Annotated in this window: 14 protein-coding genes and 4 tRNA genes; 8 read left to right on the forward strand and 10 right to left on the reverse strand. The window is 53.3% G+C overall.

What is annotated here, in order from left to right:
- Window positions 1–35: 35 nt before the first annotated feature.
- The 8 genes from NDA02_RS15000 to pheT form a co-directional block, all read right to left on the reverse strand.
- Complete coding sequence (locus NDA02_RS15000; protein WP_348255193.1) at window positions 36–2,081, reverse strand: FecR domain-containing protein; 2,046 nt, start codon at window positions 2,079–2,081, stop codon at window positions 36–38.
- 153 nt (window positions 2,082–2,234) lie between these two features.
- A complete protein-coding gene (locus NDA02_RS15005) occupies window positions 2,235–4,709 on the reverse strand; it encodes a serine/threonine-protein kinase (RefSeq protein ID WP_190792118.1) in 2,475 nt (824 codons plus the stop codon).
- Between the two features lie 120 nt (window positions 4,710–4,829).
- Window positions 4,830–5,135 (reverse strand): transposase, encoded by a 306-nt coding sequence (locus NDA02_RS15010; protein WP_190792124.1) that lies wholly within the window; start codon window positions 5,133–5,135, stop codon window positions 4,830–4,832.
- A gap of 1 nt (window position 5,136) precedes the next feature.
- Window positions 5,137–5,208 (reverse strand) — tRNA-Thr (locus tag NDA02_RS15015).
- A gap of 11 nt (window positions 5,209–5,219) precedes the next feature.
- Window positions 5,220–5,301 (reverse strand) — tRNA-Tyr (locus NDA02_RS15020).
- Window positions 5,302–5,384: 83 nt separating this feature from the next.
- Window positions 5,385–6,431, reverse strand: a complete 1,047-nt coding sequence (locus tag NDA02_RS15025) for a hemolysin family protein (protein ID WP_190792125.1) — start codon at window positions 6,429–6,431, stop codon at window positions 5,385–5,387.
- Window positions 6,432–6,745: 314 nt separating this feature from the next.
- Window positions 6,746–7,015 (reverse strand): YciI family protein, encoded by a 270-nt coding sequence (locus tag NDA02_RS15030; protein WP_190792119.1) that lies wholly within the window; start codon window positions 7,013–7,015, stop codon window positions 6,746–6,748.
- A 28-nt stretch (window positions 7,016–7,043) separates the two neighbouring features.
- Window positions 7,044–9,533 carry a phenylalanine--tRNA ligase subunit beta gene (gene pheT / locus NDA02_RS15035; RefSeq protein ID WP_190792120.1) on the reverse strand — a complete coding sequence of 830 codons (2,490 nt, stop codon included), beginning with the start codon at window positions 9,531–9,533 and terminating at the stop codon, window positions 7,044–7,046.
- 185 nt (window positions 9,534–9,718) lie between these two features.
- Here pheT and NDA02_RS15040 point away from each other — a divergent pair, with 185 nt between their 5' ends.
- The 4 genes from NDA02_RS15040 to NDA02_RS15055 all read left to right on the forward strand — a co-directional run bounded on the left by NDA02_RS15040 (window position 9,719) and on the right by NDA02_RS15055 (window position 12,623).
- Window positions 9,719–10,813 (forward strand): tocopherol cyclase family protein, encoded by a 1,095-nt coding sequence (locus NDA02_RS15040; protein WP_190792121.1) that lies wholly within the window; start codon window positions 9,719–9,721, stop codon window positions 10,811–10,813.
- Between the two features lie 128 nt (window positions 10,814–10,941).
- Window positions 10,942–11,496 (forward strand): hypothetical protein, encoded by a 555-nt coding sequence (locus tag NDA02_RS15045; RefSeq protein ID WP_190792122.1) that lies wholly within the window; start codon window positions 10,942–10,944, stop codon window positions 11,494–11,496.
- Window positions 11,497–11,645: 149 nt separating this feature from the next.
- Complete coding sequence (locus tag NDA02_RS15050) at window positions 11,646–12,455, forward strand: DUF1350 family protein (RefSeq protein ID WP_190792123.1); 810 nt, start codon at window positions 11,646–11,648, stop codon at window positions 12,453–12,455.
- Between the two features lie 94 nt (window positions 12,456–12,549).
- Window positions 12,550–12,623 (forward strand) — tRNA-Arg (locus NDA02_RS15055).
- A 30-nt stretch (window positions 12,624–12,653) separates the two neighbouring features.
- Here NDA02_RS15055 and NDA02_RS15060 read toward each other — a convergent pair.
- Window positions 12,654–13,415 (reverse strand): hypothetical protein, encoded by a 762-nt coding sequence (locus NDA02_RS15060; protein WP_348255195.1) that lies wholly within the window; start codon window positions 13,413–13,415, stop codon window positions 12,654–12,656.
- Between the two features lie 399 nt (window positions 13,416–13,814).
- On the opposite strand from NDA02_RS15060, the gene NDA02_RS15065 reads away from it, so the two are divergent.
- The 4 genes from NDA02_RS15065 to NDA02_RS15080 all read left to right on the forward strand — a co-directional run bounded on the left by NDA02_RS15065 (window position 13,815) and on the right by NDA02_RS15080 (window position 18,541).
- Window positions 13,815–15,554, forward strand: a complete 1,740-nt coding sequence (locus tag NDA02_RS15065) for a caspase family protein (RefSeq protein WP_348255197.1) — start codon at window positions 13,815–13,817, stop codon at window positions 15,552–15,554.
- A 157-nt stretch (window positions 15,555–15,711) separates the two neighbouring features.
- Window positions 15,712–17,235, forward strand: coding sequence for a DUF2157 domain-containing protein (locus NDA02_RS15070; RefSeq protein WP_348255199.1), 1,524 nt, complete (start codon window positions 15,712–15,714; stop codon window positions 17,233–17,235).
- A gap of 218 nt (window positions 17,236–17,453) precedes the next feature.
- Complete coding sequence (locus tag NDA02_RS15075; protein ID WP_348255200.1) at window positions 17,454–18,416, forward strand: TIGR04168 family protein; 963 nt, start codon at window positions 17,454–17,456, stop codon at window positions 18,414–18,416.
- Window positions 18,417–18,456: 40 nt separating this feature from the next.
- Window positions 18,457–18,541 (forward strand) — tRNA-Ser (locus NDA02_RS15080).
- Between the two features lie 249 nt (window positions 18,542–18,790).
- On the opposite strand, the gene NDA02_RS15085 is transcribed toward NDA02_RS15080, so the two are convergent.
- Complete coding sequence (locus tag NDA02_RS15085) at window positions 18,791–19,336, reverse strand: O-acetyl-ADP-ribose deacetylase (protein ID WP_348255201.1); 546 nt, start codon at window positions 19,334–19,336, stop codon at window positions 18,791–18,793.
- Window positions 19,337–19,374: the final 38 nt, after the last annotated feature.

Here is a 19,374-nt window from a genome sequence, read left to right on the forward strand (position 1 = left end):
ACACCCCTTAAACTTCACGCGGCTAATACGTAATCTCAATTACGTCGTTCGTTGTCTCTATCAGGTCGATTATTTCCATTGCCGTTGGGTGGTCGATTATTTCCATTGCCATTGCCATCGCCATTTCCATTGCCATTTCCATTGCCAGGACGATCGTCTCTATCGTTATTGCCGTTGCCGTTGCCAGGACGATCATCTCTATCGTTATTGCCGTTGCCGTTGCCAGGACGATCATCTACATTGGGTCTTTCATTATCGTTGCCATTTCCATTGCCAGGGCGATTGTCTACACTCGGTCTATCATCACCATTCCCATTGCCATTGCCATTACCCGGACGATCGTCTACATTCGGTCTCCCATTGCCATTACCCGGACGATCGCCTACATCAGGTTGTCCGTTCCCATCACTGTTACCAGGGTTATCGGGTCTTCCGTTGCCGTTGCCATTGCCGGGGCGATCGTCTACATCAGGTCTTCCATTGCCGTTACCCGGACGATCGCCTGCATCGGGTTGTCCGTTCCCATCACTGTTGCCAGGGTTGTCGGGTCTTCCGTTACCGTTGCCATTGCCGGGGCGATCGTCTACATTCGGTCTCCCATTGCCATTACCTGGACGATCACCTACATCAGGTTGTCCGTTCCCATCACTGTTGCCAGGGTTGTCAGGTCTTCCGTTGCCATTGCCATTGCCGGGGCGATCGTCTACATTCGGTCTCCCATTGCCATTACCCGGACGATCGCCTACATCAGGTTGTCCGTTCCCATCACTGTTGCCAGGGTTGTCAGGTCTTCCGTTGCCATTGCCATTGCCGGGGCGATCGTCTACATTCGGTCTTCCATTGCCATTGCCCGGACGGTCGCCTACATCGGGTTGTCCGTTCCCATCACTGTTGCCAGGGTTGTCGGGTCTTCCGTTGCCGTTGCCGTTGCCGTTGCCATTACCCGGACGATCGTCTACATTCGGTCTTCCATTGCCATTACCCGGACGGTCGCCTACATCGGGTTGTCCGTTCCCATCACTGTTGCCAGGGTTGTCGGGTCTTCCGTTGCCATTGCCATTGCCGGGACGATCGTCTACATTCGGTCTCCCGTTGCCATTTCCGGGACGATCATCAGTTGGATTCCGCCGATCGTCAACTCGTGGATCGGTAATGACCTGATCCGATCGGTTCTGGAAAGATGGAATTGCGGGCTGTGAATTTGGATCTAGGGGCGTATTGCGAGGCTGGTTTTCATTCGTCAGGGTTTCAAGCGGACTGGTGACTTGATTGGAGTCAGGGAAATTATCAAAGACGGGTGGCGCGATCGAAGGCTCTGTGGCGCTGGACTCTGGAGTTCTGACAAAGCTTGGAGTTTCAATGACTTCGTTGGGAGGGAGCGATTGCTGCTGTTCGATCGCAGTCTGCATTTCCTCTTGAACCTGGGAGATTGTGGCATCGCGAGTCTCTGATTGCGATCGTTCCTCGGTTGGAGCTAGCCCTCGCACCAGCGTACTCGTTTCATAGAAAGTATTTAGATCGAAATCGTAAATTTGTTCAATGCGATCCCCGATCGCAACTGCCATCTGCCCACCTCGTAGGGATTGCTGCTGAGAGGCATCTCGATTAAATACTTGAATGCCACTATCCGTTAAGGCTCCAATAATTGTCGTATCGGTTTCGGGAATATAGCGGACAAAGAGCGCAGAACCCTGAATCCCGGCGGTTGCATTCGGAGTTTGGATGCGTGTCCTGCCCTGTCCGGGCGTAATCAGAAACAAAGCAGTTCCATTCGAGATGCGGAAATTGCGTGTTCCGGGCGTGAACCAGAAGACAACCTGTTCTCCGAGCCGTCCTAACGAACCGTCATTAAATCGGAGTTCTGCTAATGAAGCGCGAGCTGTAGAAACTCCCTGTCCAGGCGTGACAACATCGGAAATACGAGCTGCACGAGCAGACTGGTTTTGCTGCAGCACCTGGACCTGATTTCGGATTGCTGAGAGCACAGCACGATTGAGCGAGGTTTGGGCACGCGCTTCTGTTGTCAGTAAAACCGTACTTGACAAAATAGCAATGATAACGGGAATTGTACGGCGAACCATGCAGAATTTCGATAGGGTCTGAAGGTTGAAGACTGCGACGTGGTAGATATGTTCCGCACTTGCCCTGATTGTCTGATATTGCGTGAAAGGATGTTGGTATTTGTAATCTTACTAAACCCATCTCGCATTCTACACAAGCTTCTGAAAGTTTCGCTAGCGATGATCGGGTGAATGATCCAACCAATCCTCAGGCAGCGGTAGGGTCATGTTATTGACCGATTCTGCCTCGTTCTGATCTAGCCAATCCTCAGGCAGCCGCAGGGTCATGTCGTTGAAACGGTCTTCTTCAGAAGCGATCGGATCAGAGGATTCACTAGGAGCTATGCTTTGCGCCGATTGTGTCCCTGCCATTTCAGCACTGCTCGTTTGCGGGTCAGGATTTGCTAAATCAGGATAAAGGGACATCAGAGCAGTTTGGGCTTCCTGAACCGATCGATAGCGGCGGGTAAAGTCGTGGCATACCATCTTGTTCAAAATGGCTACCAGAGCAGGATTCAGCCCACGCGCCTGCTGGCTCCATCGCAATGCTCCGGTCTTGGAGTCATGGGTGAGTCGATGGGGAGACTGTCCAGTTAACGCCTCGATCGCAATAATGCCGAGCGCATAGATATCGCTATTGAACTGGGGTCGTCCGGCAGACTGTTCGCTAGGCATATAGCCCGGTGTGCCAACTGCGATCGTAAATTTTGTGTTGCTGCTTTCGGCAAGCTGGGTTGTAATCTTCTTGGCAATGCCAAAATCGATCAGAATGAGTTTCCAATCAGATCGTCGTCGAAGAATATTAGAGGGTTTCAAATCCCGGTGAATCACCCCCTGGCTATGCACAAACGCCAGCACATTCAGCAGTTCATAAATCATCTGCACAACTTTCTGTTCCGGCAACGATCGCTCAGGCAAAATCTCTGTTGTTAAGGGATGCCCCCGAATATATTCCTGCACCAGATAAAACTCTTGCTCCTCCTCAAAGGATGCCAGCAGGCGCGGAATTTGTTCATGTTGCCCTAACCGTTCTAGCGTTTCTGCTTCGATCGCAAAAAGTCGCTGTGCCTGCTTGAGGGTGTTTGGGTTGTCGCTCAAGACGCGCAGTTTCTTCACCACGCAAGACGGATTGCCCGGTCGCTGGAGGTCTTCAGCAATGTAGGTTTCGCTAAATCCACCAGATCCCAAAACTCTCGTGATGCGGTAGCGACTGGCTAACACTTTGCCGGATAAAGCCAGTTCTCGTTCTCGCAGCAAATCATGAAGGTCATCGTGCTGGCTGACAATTTCCTGCACGATCGGCGAAGTGACATACTGCCTCAGTGTGTCTCGGAGCTGCCGCTTTTTGACCTGTTCTTTCACCGACCCCGCAATGAGCTGCGACAAACCGCTCAATGCAATTGCTCCAACTGGAACTGCTGTTGGAATCAGCAATCTCGCCTGGATAAATAAGCCATAGCTGAGACCGAGCCAAACTGCTGCGAAGCCAATCGCCCAAATTAAGCGACGTAGGGGCTGCTGCGGACGGGTCAACCACCAGCCTGCGCCTGCAACCCCGATCAGCACCCATAATCCTCTGAGGGGAGCTTGCGGCACGGCTTCCGCGATCGATCGTCCTTCCAGCAGCGTGGCGATGGCGTTGGCGTGAATTTCCACCCCTGACATCGGCTGCGGATAGAGCCAGCTTTTAGAAAAGGGAGCCGCATGCAAGTCTTGATGAACCATGGCAGTTGAGCCGATCAGCACAATTTTGTCTTTGAAATAGGCTCCCGACTCTAATGTGGTCTGCCAGGCAGAAGGATCCAGCACGGTCCAGAAAGGAACGTGGGTAAAACTGTTTGCCGGACCGTAGAAGAAAATCGAATCGGCGATCGGCTTCTGATACGGCAGATTCACAGCCCGCAGCGTTGTTTCAACAAAAGAAGGAGCCTGCGGTAAAACCTCTGCCTCAACGGATGGCGAATTTTGCAGCAGGTGGCGCGAAAATGCCTCACCGAATCGATGAATCCGCTGGTCTGGCTCCATTAGAAAATTGATGAACCCGATGCAGTCAGGACGATTGCAGAATTGAGGCAGTGGTGCTACAAGTTGGGTGCTAAATCCCTGCGGCGTTTCTGCTTCTGCATAGCGAGCTGCCAGCACAATCCGTCCTTGATACTGCTGAAGTACCTGGGCAAGCTGCTGATCATCTTGTGCACCATAGCTGCTGGGCGTTGAGAAAATTACATCGATCGCCACTGCTTTTGCCCCAGCCGCCATCAATTTTTCAACAGCCTTCGCGTAGGCACTGCGCTTCCAGGGCCAAGACTGAATCGGTTCTAAACTGGCATACTGTTTTGGATCCGATCGAAAAAAATCACCTTGGGCAAGAGAGCTTTCATCAATCGCTAGAATGACAACCTCTTTCGGGGCAGCAACCGTGCCTCTGACCTCAGAAAATAAAGTCTGTGTCTGTCGTTCTAAAACCTGTACCAGCCCCAGATCCAGCGCTGTTGCTATTGCCGCAGCCATTGCCCAGAAGCCGACCAGCCCGCGCCCCCAGTCTCCCCGCCTGAAGCCTCGCTTCCCTCCAGTCGTCATGCCGTCGCGTTGAGCAGAGCTGCTGGCTTTGGCAGAGGGAGTAGACATCAACGATCGTTGTTTGTTCATGGTCCTGACGGATTGAACCTAGCATTATATATACCTGACCTGAAGGAGAAGTTCAGGATGCTTAAAACCAGTGTAGGACTGAAATTAAGGTTGTGTGCTGACTGGTTAAGCAGGGCTGTTTCATTGTAATAGGGGAAAAACCTTGTCCAACTGATTGGCAAATTGCCGTTTGGCAGCAGCCATCGAAGTGAACCCCAGCGTGCGAGAAAAAGAAAAGTTAATGAAGAAGTTGCGGACCACTGACCAGTTCGTGACTGTATTGCTGCCGGTTTGCAGCGCATTGTCTTCGTTAAACGTCACGTCCTTGACCCAATGCAATCGATTCTCGATGCACCAATGCTCACGAATAATACGATGAAACTGCTCGGCACTCGCAACGACACTACTAATGTAGTGCCACAGACAAATATCATGTCGCTCTACAATAAGCCCGTGATGAGGATTGAACTCATGACCTCACCCTTACCAAGGGTGTGCTCTACCACTGAGCTACACGGGCAAATCGTGGAATGGGCCGGGCTGGATTCGAACCAGCGTAGGCGTAGCCAGCGGATTTACAGTCCGCCCCCATTAACCACTCGGGCACCGACCCGTCCTTTCCACGATTAATCATCGTACATGGAAGTTGCGAATTTTGTCAAAGAGTTTGCGATCAATTTTTTCAGAATGACGGGGCTAGCGATTGGGAGAAGGATTTCTTGCGATGCGACGATTGAAGGGCACTCGTCCTCGCAGGTTAGCACGGGCAGGGAGATCGCTTTCGTCATAGATCTCGCCGACCAGTTCTTCCAGAATGTCTTCTAGCGTGAGCAATCCCACCGTGCCACCGTATTCGTCTACCACGATCGCCAAATGGAGTTGACGCTGAAGCATTTCTTTCAGCAAATCGGCGATCCGCTTAACCTCGGGCACAAACACGGGCAAGTCCATTGCCAGCGTCACAGAACCATCGCTTTGTCCTTCTTGGTTAAGGGTTTTGAGTACCTGAAGGGCCCGCTTGAGATGCACTGTGCCGATAATTTCGTCTTTGGACTCTTCCTGGACGGGAATGCGCGAGTAGCCTGTTTCCAGGCAGAGATTGATGAAGCCTTGCAGCGTTGCTTCCTGGGAAATGGTTCGCATTTCGATACGCGGCTTCACCACATCATAGGCAGTAAGGCGATCGAGCATCAGGGCTTTGTTGAGGAGCTGGCGTTTGTCCAGGTCAAGCTGCCCTTTGCCGCCCAGAATCTCGATCATGAGCTGCAAATCTTTGACCGACTCACCTTGCGGCACAACATCGCGTTGAAATCGCCGAATTGCTGCCTGGGCAATTGCTTCTAGCAAATAGGCAATGCCCGTCCAGGAGAGAATCCGCGACAGCCAGAAGATCGGACGCACCACAACCCGAAAAATCGGTAAGACGTTATTAATCGCGAGCGACTTCGGCGTAATTTCGCCAAAAACCAGCGTCAAAATCGTGACGACGATCGTGGCAAACAGCACTGCTTCATTGCTGCCAAACCAGATGACAAACAGGTTACTGGTCAAAATCGCAGCCAGGTTGTTGACCAGCGTATTTCCAATAAGCAGCGTCGTAATAAAACGCGTCCGCTTTTCCAGGACGAGCGTAAATAAACCACTTCGATCGCCCTGGTCTTTGATCAGGGCACGCAGTTTCAGATTGTCTAGAGCCGTGATTGCCGTTTCGGAGCCGGAGAAGAAAGCAGACATTCCCAGCATCAGAAACAGAGCACTCAGATCAATCCAGGTGCTACCCAGCAGAGGGGCAGCTTGAGCCAGAATCGGTGTGAAGCAGTGGTTCAGGGAGAAATGAATGAGGTCGGGTTGCAGCGAGAAGGATAGGGAAATCACAGGTTAAATTAAGAGGAAGGTCGTGCGTCAGTAAAGAGCGACAGAACCCAAAACATCCAGCAAAAAATCAGGGAATATCTTGTGATGATATCCCCCCATTTCGTTACCCCAGTATTGCTAAAGGAAGAATGAAGCTCCGGCAGGAAGGCAATTACCTCGAAGAAGGAACTACTTCGCATCACCTAAAAGGCTTGAATCCATTCCATTAGCTCATATTCTGTCCAGATGCCGTTTTGCCAGTAAGGGTCTTCTTCGACAAGCTGACGGGCAGCGACTTCGGTTTCTGCGTCGTATAGGCCAAAGACCCGCGTTACATCTTTGGTTGGTCCGATCGTGATTACCCGTCCTGCATCTTTTAGTTGAGCCAGGCGATCGAGGTGTGCCTGACGGTAAGGGGCGCGTTTTTCCAGCACGTCTTCGCAGTAGCGACCCCAGAGAACATATTTGGGCATAGATTCCTGATTGATTTAGCTTCCTAGACTAACTTCTTAGCTCTGCCTGGAATTTTTCTTCCAGGACTCGGCGGACTTTCACATGGACGGGGTTGATGTCCTCGTCGGTCAGGGTGCGATCGGGAGCGCGATAAATCAGACGGAAGGCGAGGCTGCGTTTGCCCTGCGGCACATTTTCGCCCCGGTATTCATCAAATAGCTCCACGGAATCGAGCAGTTTACCGCCTGCTTGGGTAATCGCCCGCGAGATTTCCGCGACCGAGAACTGCACGGGTGAAAAGAAGGCAATATCGCGATCGGATGCCGGATAGGACGAGTAGGACTGGAACAGGGAAACCAGGTTTTCGTCCTGCGCCATGCCGTCGAGCAGTTCGTCCAGACTGAGTTCAAAGCCATAAATGGCATCAGGTAAGCCGCGCTCCTGGCAAAGCTGGGGGTGCAACTGACCGAATGTGCCCAGGCGGTTGCCATTGATCCAGAGAGAAGCGGTTCTGCCAGGATGCAGCAGGGGATTGCGGCGATCGGGCTGATATTCCACGTTCAGGCCTAGCCGCAGAAAGACACTTTGCAGCATTCCTTTTGCCTCAAACCAGGTCATCGGCTGTTCACGTCCGCTCCGCACCCATTTGCCCACCGTCGGATCGCCGCCCAGAATGCCCGCCACCATATCGGTTTCGTTCAAGCCGTCTTCATCGCGCCAGAACACGCGCCCAATTTCAAAGCCGTTGAGTGCCCCGTTACCTTGTTCCAGGTTGTACTGAAAGGCATCGATCAGGGCAGGCATCAAATCGGTACGAAGGGCAGCATATTCTACCAGGAGCGGGTTGCTGAGGACGACCTGGTTTTCTTCACCCGTTTTCACCAGCGAGTAGTGCATCACCTCGGTTAAGCCAACTGCCTGCATCGCCTCACGAATTCGCTTCGTCAGCGCGTACTCGTCGGAGAGGTAGCCTGGCTCGGTTTTTCCGGGCAGCGTATCGCAGAAATTATTGAAGCCGTAGAGCCGTGCCACTTCTTCGATCAGGTCGATCTCGCGCTCTAGATCTCGATAGCGATAGGGCGGCACAGTGACCGACCAAACCCCTGCTTCAGTTTCCGTAAGCTGACAGCCCAGTGCGCTCAGGGTGCGCTCGACATCGACAGGTTGCAGTTCGCCAATATCGTCTTCGGTCAGCTCATCATGGCTGTGATCATGACCGTTATGATTGCAATTCTCGCCGTGACCGTTGAGCAGCACCAGTCCGAGCACTTGATTGACTCGCTCCATTCGCAGGGCGATCGTCCTAATTGTCGCTGCTTGACCCGGACGGTGATCGGCAACCGCCTGAGTGCGAACCGTTCCGCCTGCCAGTTCAGTAATGAGTTGGATGGCACGACGGCAGGCAAGCTCTAGCTCTGCTGAGTTTACCCCTCGCTCATAGCGGGCAGAGGCTTCGGTGCGGAGTCCCTGAGTGCGAGCCGATCGCCGGATTGCCACCGTATCGAAAATCGCCGCCTCCAGCATCAGGTTTTGCGTCCCGTCAAAGACTTCCGTTGATTCGCCGCCCATTACCCCTGCCAGCGCAACAGGTTTATCGCCTGCGGTAATCAGCAGATTTTGCTCCTGCAAATTGCGCTCCTGCGCGTCCAGGGTTTTCAGGGTTTCTCCAGAATGGGCACTGCGAACGCCGATCGTCAGCGATTGGGCTTGGGCAACGGTCTGAAGCCGATCGCGATCGAAGGCATGAAGCGGCTGTCCCCATTCCAGCAAAATATAGTTTGTGATATCAACCACGTTGTTAATCGGGCGAGTGCCTGCTGCCTGCAAACGACGCTGCATCCAATTGGGGGAAGGGGCGATCGTAATGCCATCGATATTCGTGCCGATGTAGATCGGGCAGGCTTGCGGCTCACTGATGCGAATTGCCAGATCTGAACCAGACTGCACCGGAATTTCGGGCACTTCGGGCAGCTTTAGCTTTGCCCCCGTCAGGGCAGCGACTTCGCGGGCAATTCCGATCATGCTGAGGGCATCGGCGCGGTTTGCCGTTGAGGTGAGATCCAGCACCACGTCATCCAGCCCTAGAAAAGGACGGGCATCTGACCCGACGGTGACATCCTGCTGAAAGATGTGAATGCCTTCGGAGTCTTTTGCTAAGCCCAACTCCGCCAGCGAACAAATCATCCCCTCAGACGGCACATCCCGCAACTTGCGCGGCTTGATCTTGAGGTCAACTTTGGGCAAGTAAGTGCCGATCGTCGCTACGGCAACAAAGATATCGGCTCGCACGTTTGAAGCTCCGCAGACGATCGTAGAAGGCTGTGCTGCACCAATATCAACCTGACAAACGCTGAGCTTATCCGCATTCGGGTGAGGCTCTCGACTAATCACACGACCGATGACCACGCCATCCGCCCAGGTGCGCCGATCTTCGATCTCTTCAACTTCAAACCCTGCCATCGTCAGCAAATCTGCCAACGCTTCGGGGGTCATATCAATTTCAACCAATTCTTTGAGCCAGCTTAAAGAGATTCGCATCGCCTGCTTTTCCTAGACATTCTTCAGCGCAACCGTTCCTTATTCTACCGTTCTCGCTGCCTGAGGATCTTGCTCTCCTCTTAGGTTTGAAAGTCCCTTATTCACGGGGAGTATGGCGGGCAATGCAGAACCTTCAATACTTCTCAAACAACCTTTAGACTAAAAGAACTGTCTGCAACTGCCCCATGACCGACTTGCAAAATCCCCAGTCTCCCCCCCACAGTGGCTATCACTGGGACGGCTCTCATCGCCGCTTTTTTGAAGGCTGGTACTATCGCGTCACGCTACCCGAAGACCGCCAGACCTTTGCATTTATGTATTCGATCGAAGATCCGATCGGCGGTAAGGCACAAAGCGGGGGCGCAGCGCAAATCCTGGGTCCAGACGATGAGTATCTGTGGCGGACGTTTCCGGCTGTTGATCGATTTTGGGCGTGGGGCGATCGATTGGGTTTAGGACACTGGGGGAGACGATCGCCGATTTCTACCATTTCGAAATATCTGGAGCCGGAAGAGTTCGATCGCACGATTCAGGAAGGCTATCAGGCAACGGCGACCTTAAATCAGGGAAAGCTTCTTGATCCGGGGTCGGGACGAGCGGCGAGCTGGTGCTACGAAATTCAGCCGATCTACGGATGGGGCGATTCCAGGAAACCGCAGCAGTCTACGGCAGGATGGCTATCGCAGTTTCAGATTTTTGAACCGGGCTGGCAAATCTTGATGGCACACGGGCTGGCAACCGGCTGGATCGAGTGGAACGGCAAACGCTATGAGTTTACAAATGCTCCGGCTTACGGCGAGAAGAACTGGGGCGGCGCATTTCCAACCAAATGGTTCTGGCTCAACTGCAATTGCTTCGACCATGAGCCAGATCTGGCACTCACCGCAGGCGGCGGCAGGCGGCAAGTTCTCACCTGGATGGAATCAGTGGCAATGGTGGGGATTCACTACCAGGGCAAATTCTATGAGTTTGTTCCCTGGAATGCCCGTGTGCACTGGGAAATTCATCCCTGGGGCAAATGGCGGATGCAAGCGCAGAATCACGGCTACGAAGTCGAACTTGTGGGAACCACCACCCTTCCTGGAACACCGCTTCGCGCCCCCACCCAAGAGGGACTCGTGTTTTGCTGCAAAGATACAATGCAGGGCAACTTGCAGCTTACGCTGAAGGAGCGATCGGCTTATTCCACCAAAACGATTTTGCAGGCCACTAGCTCTCTCTGCGGTTTGGAGGTCGGCGGTTCTCCCTGGAATGACGTATGGCGATCGTCGGATTCCTGAGCATCTTAAGCATCCCTTTCCGTTAAGGATAATCTGGCATCTTCACAGAGCAAAGAGTACCTGTCAGGGGAATGCGACCCCAGGAAGGCAAATGCTTTCGTGGTTAAAGATGCAACCAGGAATCCTTAATGATTATTTCTTCTTTTGAACTGTTGGTTAAACCGATCGCTCCCGCACCGTTCAATCCGAGTGTTTCTCGTCGCGTGGTGCAGGCATATTTTCTGATGATTTCTAACGTGAATCCCGTTAGCGAACCCGATGCCGCAATTTCAATTCAATTCAACAGTTCATCACCCCTCAATAATGAGGAATTGATTTCGATCGTGGATATGGGAAGTGGCAATGTGTTTAGCGATTTGATTCCTGATCCGGTGACGGGTAAGCCCAGCCAACCGCTGACGCTTGCCTCTGGTGCAACTGCCCTACTCATTTTGCAACCCGATGTTTCTAAAACAGCACCGATTCGATCGAGTCTGGAAGTTGCCAACCTGGAAGTGCGGGGCTATGTGGAAGCATCCCTCTCTCCCTACTCTGCTGCTGCTCATGCGGAGGTGCTGATCACGCCTCAAATTCGCGGGACTTTCCTGCCTGCGGATCTGACGCTGCCCAACCCTGATTTTGACCAGCAGGCTTATTCACTGCCAACGGCAAATCCGGGCAGCATTCTGAAGCTGAGCAAATAGCGATCGTGTTCTGACGCTTGACGCTTACGTTTGGCAGATTACCCTTGCTCGATAGACTGGGGTTTCAGCAGCAATCGCTGGAACCCTTTTCCTGATTTCCTGCCCGTCTCATTCAATCAACTTCACAAAATATTTCAAAGAATTCAATCATGCGGTTTCGCCCCATTTCCCATAGTTGGGTCGCTCGTCATCCTGAACCGATCGGCGTTATCGAATTTTTGGGGGGAGCTTTCTACGGTTCCTTTCCTTCGATCGCCTATTCCCATTTTCTAAACAGTCTGTTTGAAGCAGGCTACACCGTGATTGCGGTTCCTTTTCGGTTTGGGTTCAATCATTTGGCGATCGCGCAAGGGTTACTCCAAGAGCGCGATCAGATTCGAGCCGAGCTGAACTATCCGTCTACGATTCCTCATTTCTGGGTAGGACATAGCTTAGGCTGCAAATATATTGTGCTGCTAGAAACGATGCGATCGATTCTCGATCAGCCAAGCCTGCTGATCGCGCCCGATATTTCAGACACTCGCAACGCACTACCCATTCCATCCCTGGCAGACCTGCTCGATCGACTGCATCTCGGTGCAGTGCCCAATCGTCAGGAAACCCAACGCCGAATTTTAGACAGTTCTCTGTTTAATCTCACTGCGCTCATTTCCTTTCGGCAGGACACGATTGCTGGAACCTTGGCAGGCTCTCCTAATGAGAGCGATGTGGCATGGTTTGCTCAAACCCTTAGTCGAAAACAGAAGGCAAACCCGATTCAGCAAGAAATTCCGGGCGGACATCGGGAACCGATCGCCGTTAGATTTGCAGACTGGGTTGTCAGACCACCGGGGCATCAGGGCTGGCTTGAATCAATTTGCGATCGGCAGCTTGAATCCCTTGCAATTGAGATGCTCTCAGAACTCACCCATCGAAGGCAGAAACTTCAACCCCGTCCTGTTGAACCACTGCTGAGCTGAGGGCGATCGTCATGCTGTCGACAAGCTGTCTATAGTTTTGGTTTTCGTTTACGCCTGCTCCAGATTCTCTTGCTATGATAATGGCGGTAGATCTGGGGCTGTAGCTCAGTAGGATAGAGCGATCGCCTCCTAAGCGATAGGTCGCGCGTTCGATTCGCGCCAGTCCCGTCAATGCCAGAGTTAGAGTAGCCAAAGCCTTTAACCCCCTTGTCCTGCCGGAGTTGCAGGGGAATCGATCGGGGCAGAATTTGGGGCAGTCGTTTGCGAGGGAGCTGGAGGAGGAGTGGGTGTTCCCGGTCTCGGGGTTGGGGCAACTCCTGGGTTTGCAGGCTGATTGGACGGCTGATTCCCAGATGGGTTTGCAGGCTGATTGAACGGCTGATTAAACGTGGGGGGCTGGTTTGCAGGTTGACCCGTGGGTTGATTTGCGGGTTGATTGGTCGGCTGATTCGCGGGCTGATTCGCGGGTTGATTCGCGGGTTGATCGCTCGGCTGATTCGCAGGTTGGGGTGTAGGCTGGTTTGTCGGTGAAGCATCCGCAGGCGGATTCATATTCGCGGGTGGGACGGTTCCCGGTTGCGCTGCTGGAGAATTGACGGGAGCAGAGGGCACTGGAGCCGCAGGCGCAGAAGGAGGACTGGCAGCGGGAGTTCCCAGTTCGAGAAGCAATCGGGCACTGCGAAAATAAGTTGACCACTGCTGCGGATCAGGACGGGTACGCCAGTTGTCGCGACTCACACGCATTGTCAGAATGGGGACGATCGAAGTTCCGCTTTCTCCCACCACCGTAATTGCGACTTCGCTTACCAAAATATCGCCGTCAAAAATCTGCTGAGCCGTGGTTCGCGCCGCTGTCTCTGCCCGGCGCACCAGAGCTGTGTAGCTGTCCCCTTCCTGCTGAGCGACCGACACCGAAGTTTGACGCGGATAAGCCTGAGCCAATTCAGCATGGAATCCCAAAGGCAGCAGGGAGAGAGTGGCAGCGATCGAGAGGGTAGACCCCCAATGCAGCAAGCCTGTGAGGATCGGATGACGGCGATGTTTCCTGCTTACTAGACTTCTGCTCGCTGGATCTCTGCTCGCTAGACTTCTGCTCAAATGGTGATGCTGGGGCATTCTGACCTCTCGAAAACATCCGGTGCGTTTAACCACACTGTTTTAGTTGATTTAGCGGCAGAATTCAATGCTGTTTTGCCTGCTGCCCTTGGGTAGAAACCTCTATTTTTCGCGATCCCCTGTGTGCCGGGACTGAATAGATTGTGTTATCGTCTGGGCATTCTTAGCTTAGACAGGGCAAGGAATCCACTTAGACCGGCACAGGGTTAACGCATTTTACGGCTGGAGAACGGGTGAAACGGAATGGCACACTGGGCGATCGCGATCGGAATTAATCAATATCAAACTCAAAAGCTGCAACCTCTTTTGTATGCTCAGCGAGATGCACAAAGCTTGCGCGATTTCTGGGTTCAGGAAGCGGGGTTCTCTACCGACTGCTGCCTGACCCTGACGGATTGTGCTGAAGGATCGCTCTATCCCACTCAAAAGAACATTCCGCAGGCGATCGAGCAGATTTGCCAGACGCGCCTCGCCGCCAAGGACGTGCTGTGGTGCTTTTTCAGCGGCTATGGAATTCAGCAGAACGGGGTTGATTACGTGATGCCGATCGACAGTGACCCCACTCGTCCCGCAGAAACCGGAATTGCGATCGACACAGTTTTTCAACGGCTCAAAACTGCCCCGACTCAGCAAGTTGTGCTGCTGCTGGATGTGAACCGCACTCACAATCACCTTACCGGAGACGGAGTTGGCAATCAAACGCTACAGCTTGCTCAGCATTATGGGATTGCCACGATTCTTTCCAGTCAGCCGCAGCAGTTTTCCCACGAGACGATCGCCCTGCGGCAGGGACTTTTCACCGCGACGTTGATAGAGGCGATTCGCTATCGAAACTGTTTTACGCTCGATCAGTTAGTGCAGTATTTGACCGATCGCCTGCCGGAACTGAGCGAACAGCACTGGCGACCGCGACAAGATCCTTTAGCCTTTTTGCCGCTGGCTCAGAAATATCAGCTCATTGTGCCCGAAGCAGCGGTGGTGCGTCTGGGTGCCGTGGCTCCGGTCGGTGTGGGCGGGGGAGGAGGTGAAACGGGGGTAGGGATTCGATCGTTGCTAGAGCGATCCTATGCAGCTTCGGCGATCGATGAGCCTGCAGTGGCTTTACCGTCGATTCCTCCAGAACATCAGCCTGCTCCAGTTCAAACGACTCCGATTCCTGCTTCGGGAGGAGCCGCTTTGTTGCCTCAAGATCCGTTCTGGCAGCGATTGCTGCTTTGGGGCGGCATTCTGGTAAGTCTGCTGCTGGTCGGCGTGCTGCTGCGAAACGCGGCGGTCATTTTTGGACAGGATAAACCTGCTAATCCGCCTGCTCCGACGGCTTCTGCGCCCACAAACTCGCCTCCGACGCTGGCAGTTCCCCTTGATCCGGCAACGCTAACGGCAGCCGCCGAAACCGCAATCCAGGCGCGTCAGTATCAGGAAGCCTCACAGCAGCTTAGCCAGCTCACCCCAGAGCAGCAAACCCCCAACACGCTCAAACTGCTGGAGCAAACCAATCGCGGCTTGCTGAGTCAGGCAAAAAGTATGACCAGCCGATCGCGGGAATCTTCGGCTGAAAATCAAGCTTCTGACTTTGTTGATGCGATCGAGATTGCCCGCCTGATTCGTCCCGGTCAGCCGCTCTTCGACGAAACACAGCAGCACATCGATCGCTGGAGTCAGATTATTCTCGACATGGCGCAAGGCAGAGCTGATCGCGGCAATGATGGCTCAACGCCAGCCGCAGCCGAAAACTATGGGGGAGCGATTCGCACGGGGCTGCTGGTTCCTAACGATCGCCCTGAAGTTTACGCCCGTGCCCAGCAGTCAATCGCCCAGTGGAGTCAGCTCATTTTCCAGCTTGCTCAGGATCGCGCAACAGAAGGCAATCTCGATCTGGCAATTCAGACGGCTGAGCTCGTTCCACCCAATACGCCGACCTATCCCAAAGCCCAGGAAGCGATCGCAGAATGGCGGCGTAGCCAGCCTCCGGTAAATCCTTAAGTGGTGCAGCAGTAGTGCAGCTAAAGCTGTGTAGCTAAAGCTGTGTAGCTAAGAAGCCGTTAAAAACGGTTGATACTGCGTTCAAGGTGATCTGCTGCGGCAATTAGAACCCACACGACGCACCACTTCAATAGCTGTCCTTTAGGTCACGCTGACTTTGCAAATCTCTGGCAAAGTAGAGGCACGGAAATCATCCGATAATCCAGAACAGGATGCGGCAATGGCCTCAGAGAAGTTTCGGCAGCAGTTGCGCCAGGAAGCAGAGCAATGGCGATCGGAAGGCTTGATTAACGCAGACCAGTTTCAGCAGCTTGCAGACCGCTATCAGTTTGAAGGGCTAGACCGCGTGGCTCGCGATCGCTTTGTCGTCGTGGTGCTGTGTTTAGGCTGTGCGCTGCTGGGGCTGAGCGTGATTACCTTTGTCGCAGCAAACTGGCAGGCGATCGGGCGAGGCGTAAAACTGCTCTTGCTGATGGCACTATTTTTGGGTGTGAATACGATCGGCTTTTACCTCTGGCATCTCGTCCCGCAAGCAAGCCTACAAAAGAACTGGCAGCATCGGTTCGGACTGGGCTTATTACTGCTGGGAGCACTCATCCTGGGGGCAAATCTGGCACTGGTGGGGCAGATGTTTCACAGCACAGGCACGTTTGCCGAACTCTGTCTGGTCTGGGGGCTGGCGGTGCTGGCAATGGCATACGCGCTGCGGCTGACCCTGCTGGGAGTGCTGGCGATTTTGCTGATGGGCATTGGCTATTGGAGCGGCGTTGCTTACCTAGTGGGTTTGGGCACGCTGCCCGGAATTATGCTGCTGATTCGCAATATGCCGATCGCCGCCACACTGCTGTTTCTGCCTCTTGCCTACTGGTGTCGCTCTAGAACGATTTTCGTGCTAGGGTCGATCGCCGTGATTTCTTCGTTTGAAGTCGTCTTGCAGTCGTTTGGTCTGGGACTAAATTTTGCGTCGGGGTTTCTAGCTGCGATCGCCTTTACAATTCCGCCCGCGCTGCTCTGGAGCTTCGAGGACGAAGGACAGGCTGTACACCAGAATGAGGAGCATCAAACCGAGGAAACCGCGACTTTTGCGCCGCTTGCCCGCAGTTTAGCCATTATTTTTTTAGTGGGACTGCTCTACATCCTGTCGTTTCACAATGCCTGGGATTTTCCAGGAACCGATTTGCCGCTTTCGCAGCAGCTGGGACGATTGATTACAAGCGGGCGATCGTTTTTGCTGAATCCCAATCTGCTGCTGTTTACGATCATCGCGATTCTTCAGTGGATTAATCTGGCGCGTCCCCAAAGAACCGATCGCTGGAGACTGAGCCAAACTGATGCGCTGGTGCTGCTGGTGCTGGTACTGCTGGCACTGCTAGGCTTCTGGCACTGGAGCATGAATCCGATCCTGGAGCTGGCAACGCTTTTAATAAATGCCGTATTTTTTGTAATGGCAACGCGATTTCTACGAGAAGGACTCGCCGAAGGTCAGCGCAGTCTGTTTTGGAGTGGCTTAATTCTGCTGACGCTGCAAATTCTCAGCCGTACCCTGGAATACGACACCGGACTGCTGGTGAAGTCCCTGGCGTTTCTGCTCTGCGGCATTGGCATTATTGCGATCGGTCTCTGGTTTGAGCGTTATGTTCGCACCCTCAGAAATTCAGAATTCGGAGTTCGGAATTCGTAATTGCAAAACCTGGAGTAGACCAGCGGTTTATCTCCCTGCTCACCCTCAAGACGACCGATAAACCCTTCACTCTGCTCAATCACTCTCCTCGCTGCCATTCTTAATTGCGACCTCCTAAATTCCAAGTTCCGAAGTCGATCAGAGCTTCCTTCCCTGGTTCCATACAAAAAAGTGCCTTCCCTGCCTATCCTTAAGGAAAGGTATCTTTTCATCACAGCATGGTTAACGGTCACACTCCGCTTCCCGCCGCCAATTTTTCTACCTCAACTCCCTCGACTTCCCATGCCCTGACGATCGCGGTTGTTGGCGATGTCCATGATCTGTGGGAACCCGCCGACGAGCTTGCCCTGAAGCATCTGGGCGTGGATCTGGTGCTGCTGGTGGGTGACTTTGGCAATGAATCGGTGGAAGTGGTGCGATCGATCGCGGAGATGTCGATTCCCAAGGCGGCAGTGATGGGCAACCACGATGCCTGGTACACCGCAACTCACTGGGGCAAGAAGCTGCGAACCCACACCGAAGATCGGGTACAGCAACAGCTTGACCTCTTGGGAGCAACCCATGTCGGCTATGGCAAACTCGACTTTCCCGAATTTAATCTCAGCGTAGTGGGTGGCCGTCCGTTTAGCTGGGGCGGCTCAGATTGGTCAGCCCACGGGCAGTTTTACAAAGAGCGGTATGGGGTGCAGAGTTTTGAAGAATCGACGGCGAAAATTGTGCAGGCGGTGAAAGATGCTGCCTTCGACACGGTACTCTTTATCGGGCACTGCGGACCCAAAGGACTGGGCGCTCAGCCCGAAGACCCGTGCGGCAAGGACTGGAAACCCCTTGGCGGCGACCACGGCGACCCGGATTTGACAGCGGCGATCGAAGAAACGCTGCTCCTGGGCAAGTCCGTTCCCCTCGTTACCTTCGGACACATGCACCACGGGCTGCGCCACACCAAAGACTGTCTGCGAAAAATGATCGATGTTTTCCCCACCGGAACGGTCTATCTCAATGCTGCCAGTGTGCCTCGCATTATCCAAACCGAAGCCGGACGCCAGCGCAATTTCTCCCTGGTGCAAATGAAAGCCGGAACGATAACGCAAGCTTCTTTAGTGTGGCTCGATGAAGAAGACGCGATCGTCTCTGAACAGGTGCTATACCAGGCAGAGCCCGCTTCCCTACCAATGCACTAGCATCTTTTGAGGTCAACCTGTTAAGATAATCTTGCCGTCTGGAGAGGTGGCAGAGTGGTCGAATGCGCTCGACTTGAAATCGAGTGTACCGAAAGGTACCGTGGGTTCGAATCCCACCCTCTCCGTTGATTGAGGGGATAAGTTACCGGTGAAGATAACCGGTGAAGGGATAAGTTACTAGGTTGGGGTAGATGCCTGAACCATTCGGTCGATTTGGGTTTTCCCATTTTCGATTTGAATGCAGTATAAGTCAGGATTCTGCAAACTCTCCCACTCCAAATAACCAATCTGTTCGTCTTGCAAGACGGCTCAACTCGCCTCCTGCAAAGCTCAAGCTTAGATCTACAAACGTCTCAGCCAACCATTTCCACCGGCTATCCAGCGGAATCAGACTCAACCTCAGCAACTTCACCCGTTAGCGTTGCCAGCGTCGATCGATAACACTGATAGGCAGACTCGCTGAAGCACACAAAAATCACGCGATCGATCCGGGGTTCCTGACTCAAAAAATTTAGCGTTTCGCTGAGGGCAATTTGAGTGGCACGATCGAGGGGAAAGCCATAAACTCCGGTGCTGATGGCAGGAAAGGCGATCGATCGAATGTTATAGCCGATCGCCAATCGCAAACTATTTTGGTAGCACTGCGCCAGAAGTTGATCTTCTCTATAACTGCCACCGCGCCAGACAGGACCAACCGTGTGAATTACCCATTTTGCTGGAAGCCGATAGCCGTGCGTGATTTTTGCCTGTCCGGTCTCGCAGCCGCCAAGCTGCCGACATTCCTCTAGAAGTGCTCTGCCTGCTGCCCGATGAATTGCCCCATCGACTCCGCCGCCCCCCAGCAAAGAAGAATTGGCAGCATTAACGATCGCATCCACAGCTTGCTGCGTAATGTCACCTAGGGCGATCGAGAGGTTCATAAGCTTCTTATGCCTCAAAGGTAAAGAACTCAAGGGTA

This window comes from Leptolyngbya sp. ST-U4 (assembly GCF_039962215.1).
GTDB lineage: Bacteria > Cyanobacteriota > Cyanobacteriia > Elainellales > Elainellaceae > Leptolyngbya_A.

Bases quoted from the DNA above. Each gene is read 5' to 3' on its own strand.
- NDA02_RS15000 (WP_348255193.1), bottom strand. From the start codon at position 2,081: ATGGTTCGCCGTACAATTCCCGTTATCATTGCTATTTTGTCAAGTACG.
- NDA02_RS15005 (WP_190792118.1), bottom strand. From the start codon at position 4,709: ATGAACAAACAACGATCGTTGATGTCTACTCCCTCTGCCAAAGCCAGC.
- NDA02_RS15025 (WP_190792125.1), bottom strand. From the start codon at position 6,431: ATGCTGGGAATGTCTGCTTTCTTCTCCGGCTCCGAAACGGCAATCACG.
- NDA02_RS15030 (WP_190792119.1), bottom strand. From the start codon at position 7,015: ATGCCCAAATATGTTCTCTGGGGTCGCTACTGCGAAGACGTGCTGGAA.
- pheT (WP_190792120.1), bottom strand. From the start codon at position 9,533: ATGCGAATCTCTTTAAGCTGGCTCAAAGAATTGGTTGAAATTGATATG.
- NDA02_RS15040 (WP_190792121.1), top strand. From the start codon at position 9,719: ATGACCGACTTGCAAAATCCCCAGTCTCCCCCCCACAGTGGCTATCAC.
- NDA02_RS15045 (WP_190792122.1), top strand. From the start codon at position 10,942: ATGATTATTTCTTCTTTTGAACTGTTGGTTAAACCGATCGCTCCCGCA.
- NDA02_RS15050 (WP_190792123.1), top strand. From the start codon at position 11,646: ATGCGGTTTCGCCCCATTTCCCATAGTTGGGTCGCTCGTCATCCTGAA.
- NDA02_RS15065 (WP_348255197.1), top strand. From the start codon at position 13,815: ATGGCACACTGGGCGATCGCGATCGGAATTAATCAATATCAAACTCAA.
- NDA02_RS15075 (WP_348255200.1), top strand. From the start codon at position 17,454: ATGGTTAACGGTCACACTCCGCTTCCCGCCGCCAATTTTTCTACCTCA.
- NDA02_RS15085 (WP_348255201.1), bottom strand. From the start codon at position 19,336: ATGAACCTCTCGATCGCCCTAGGTGACATTACGCAGCAAGCTGTGGAT.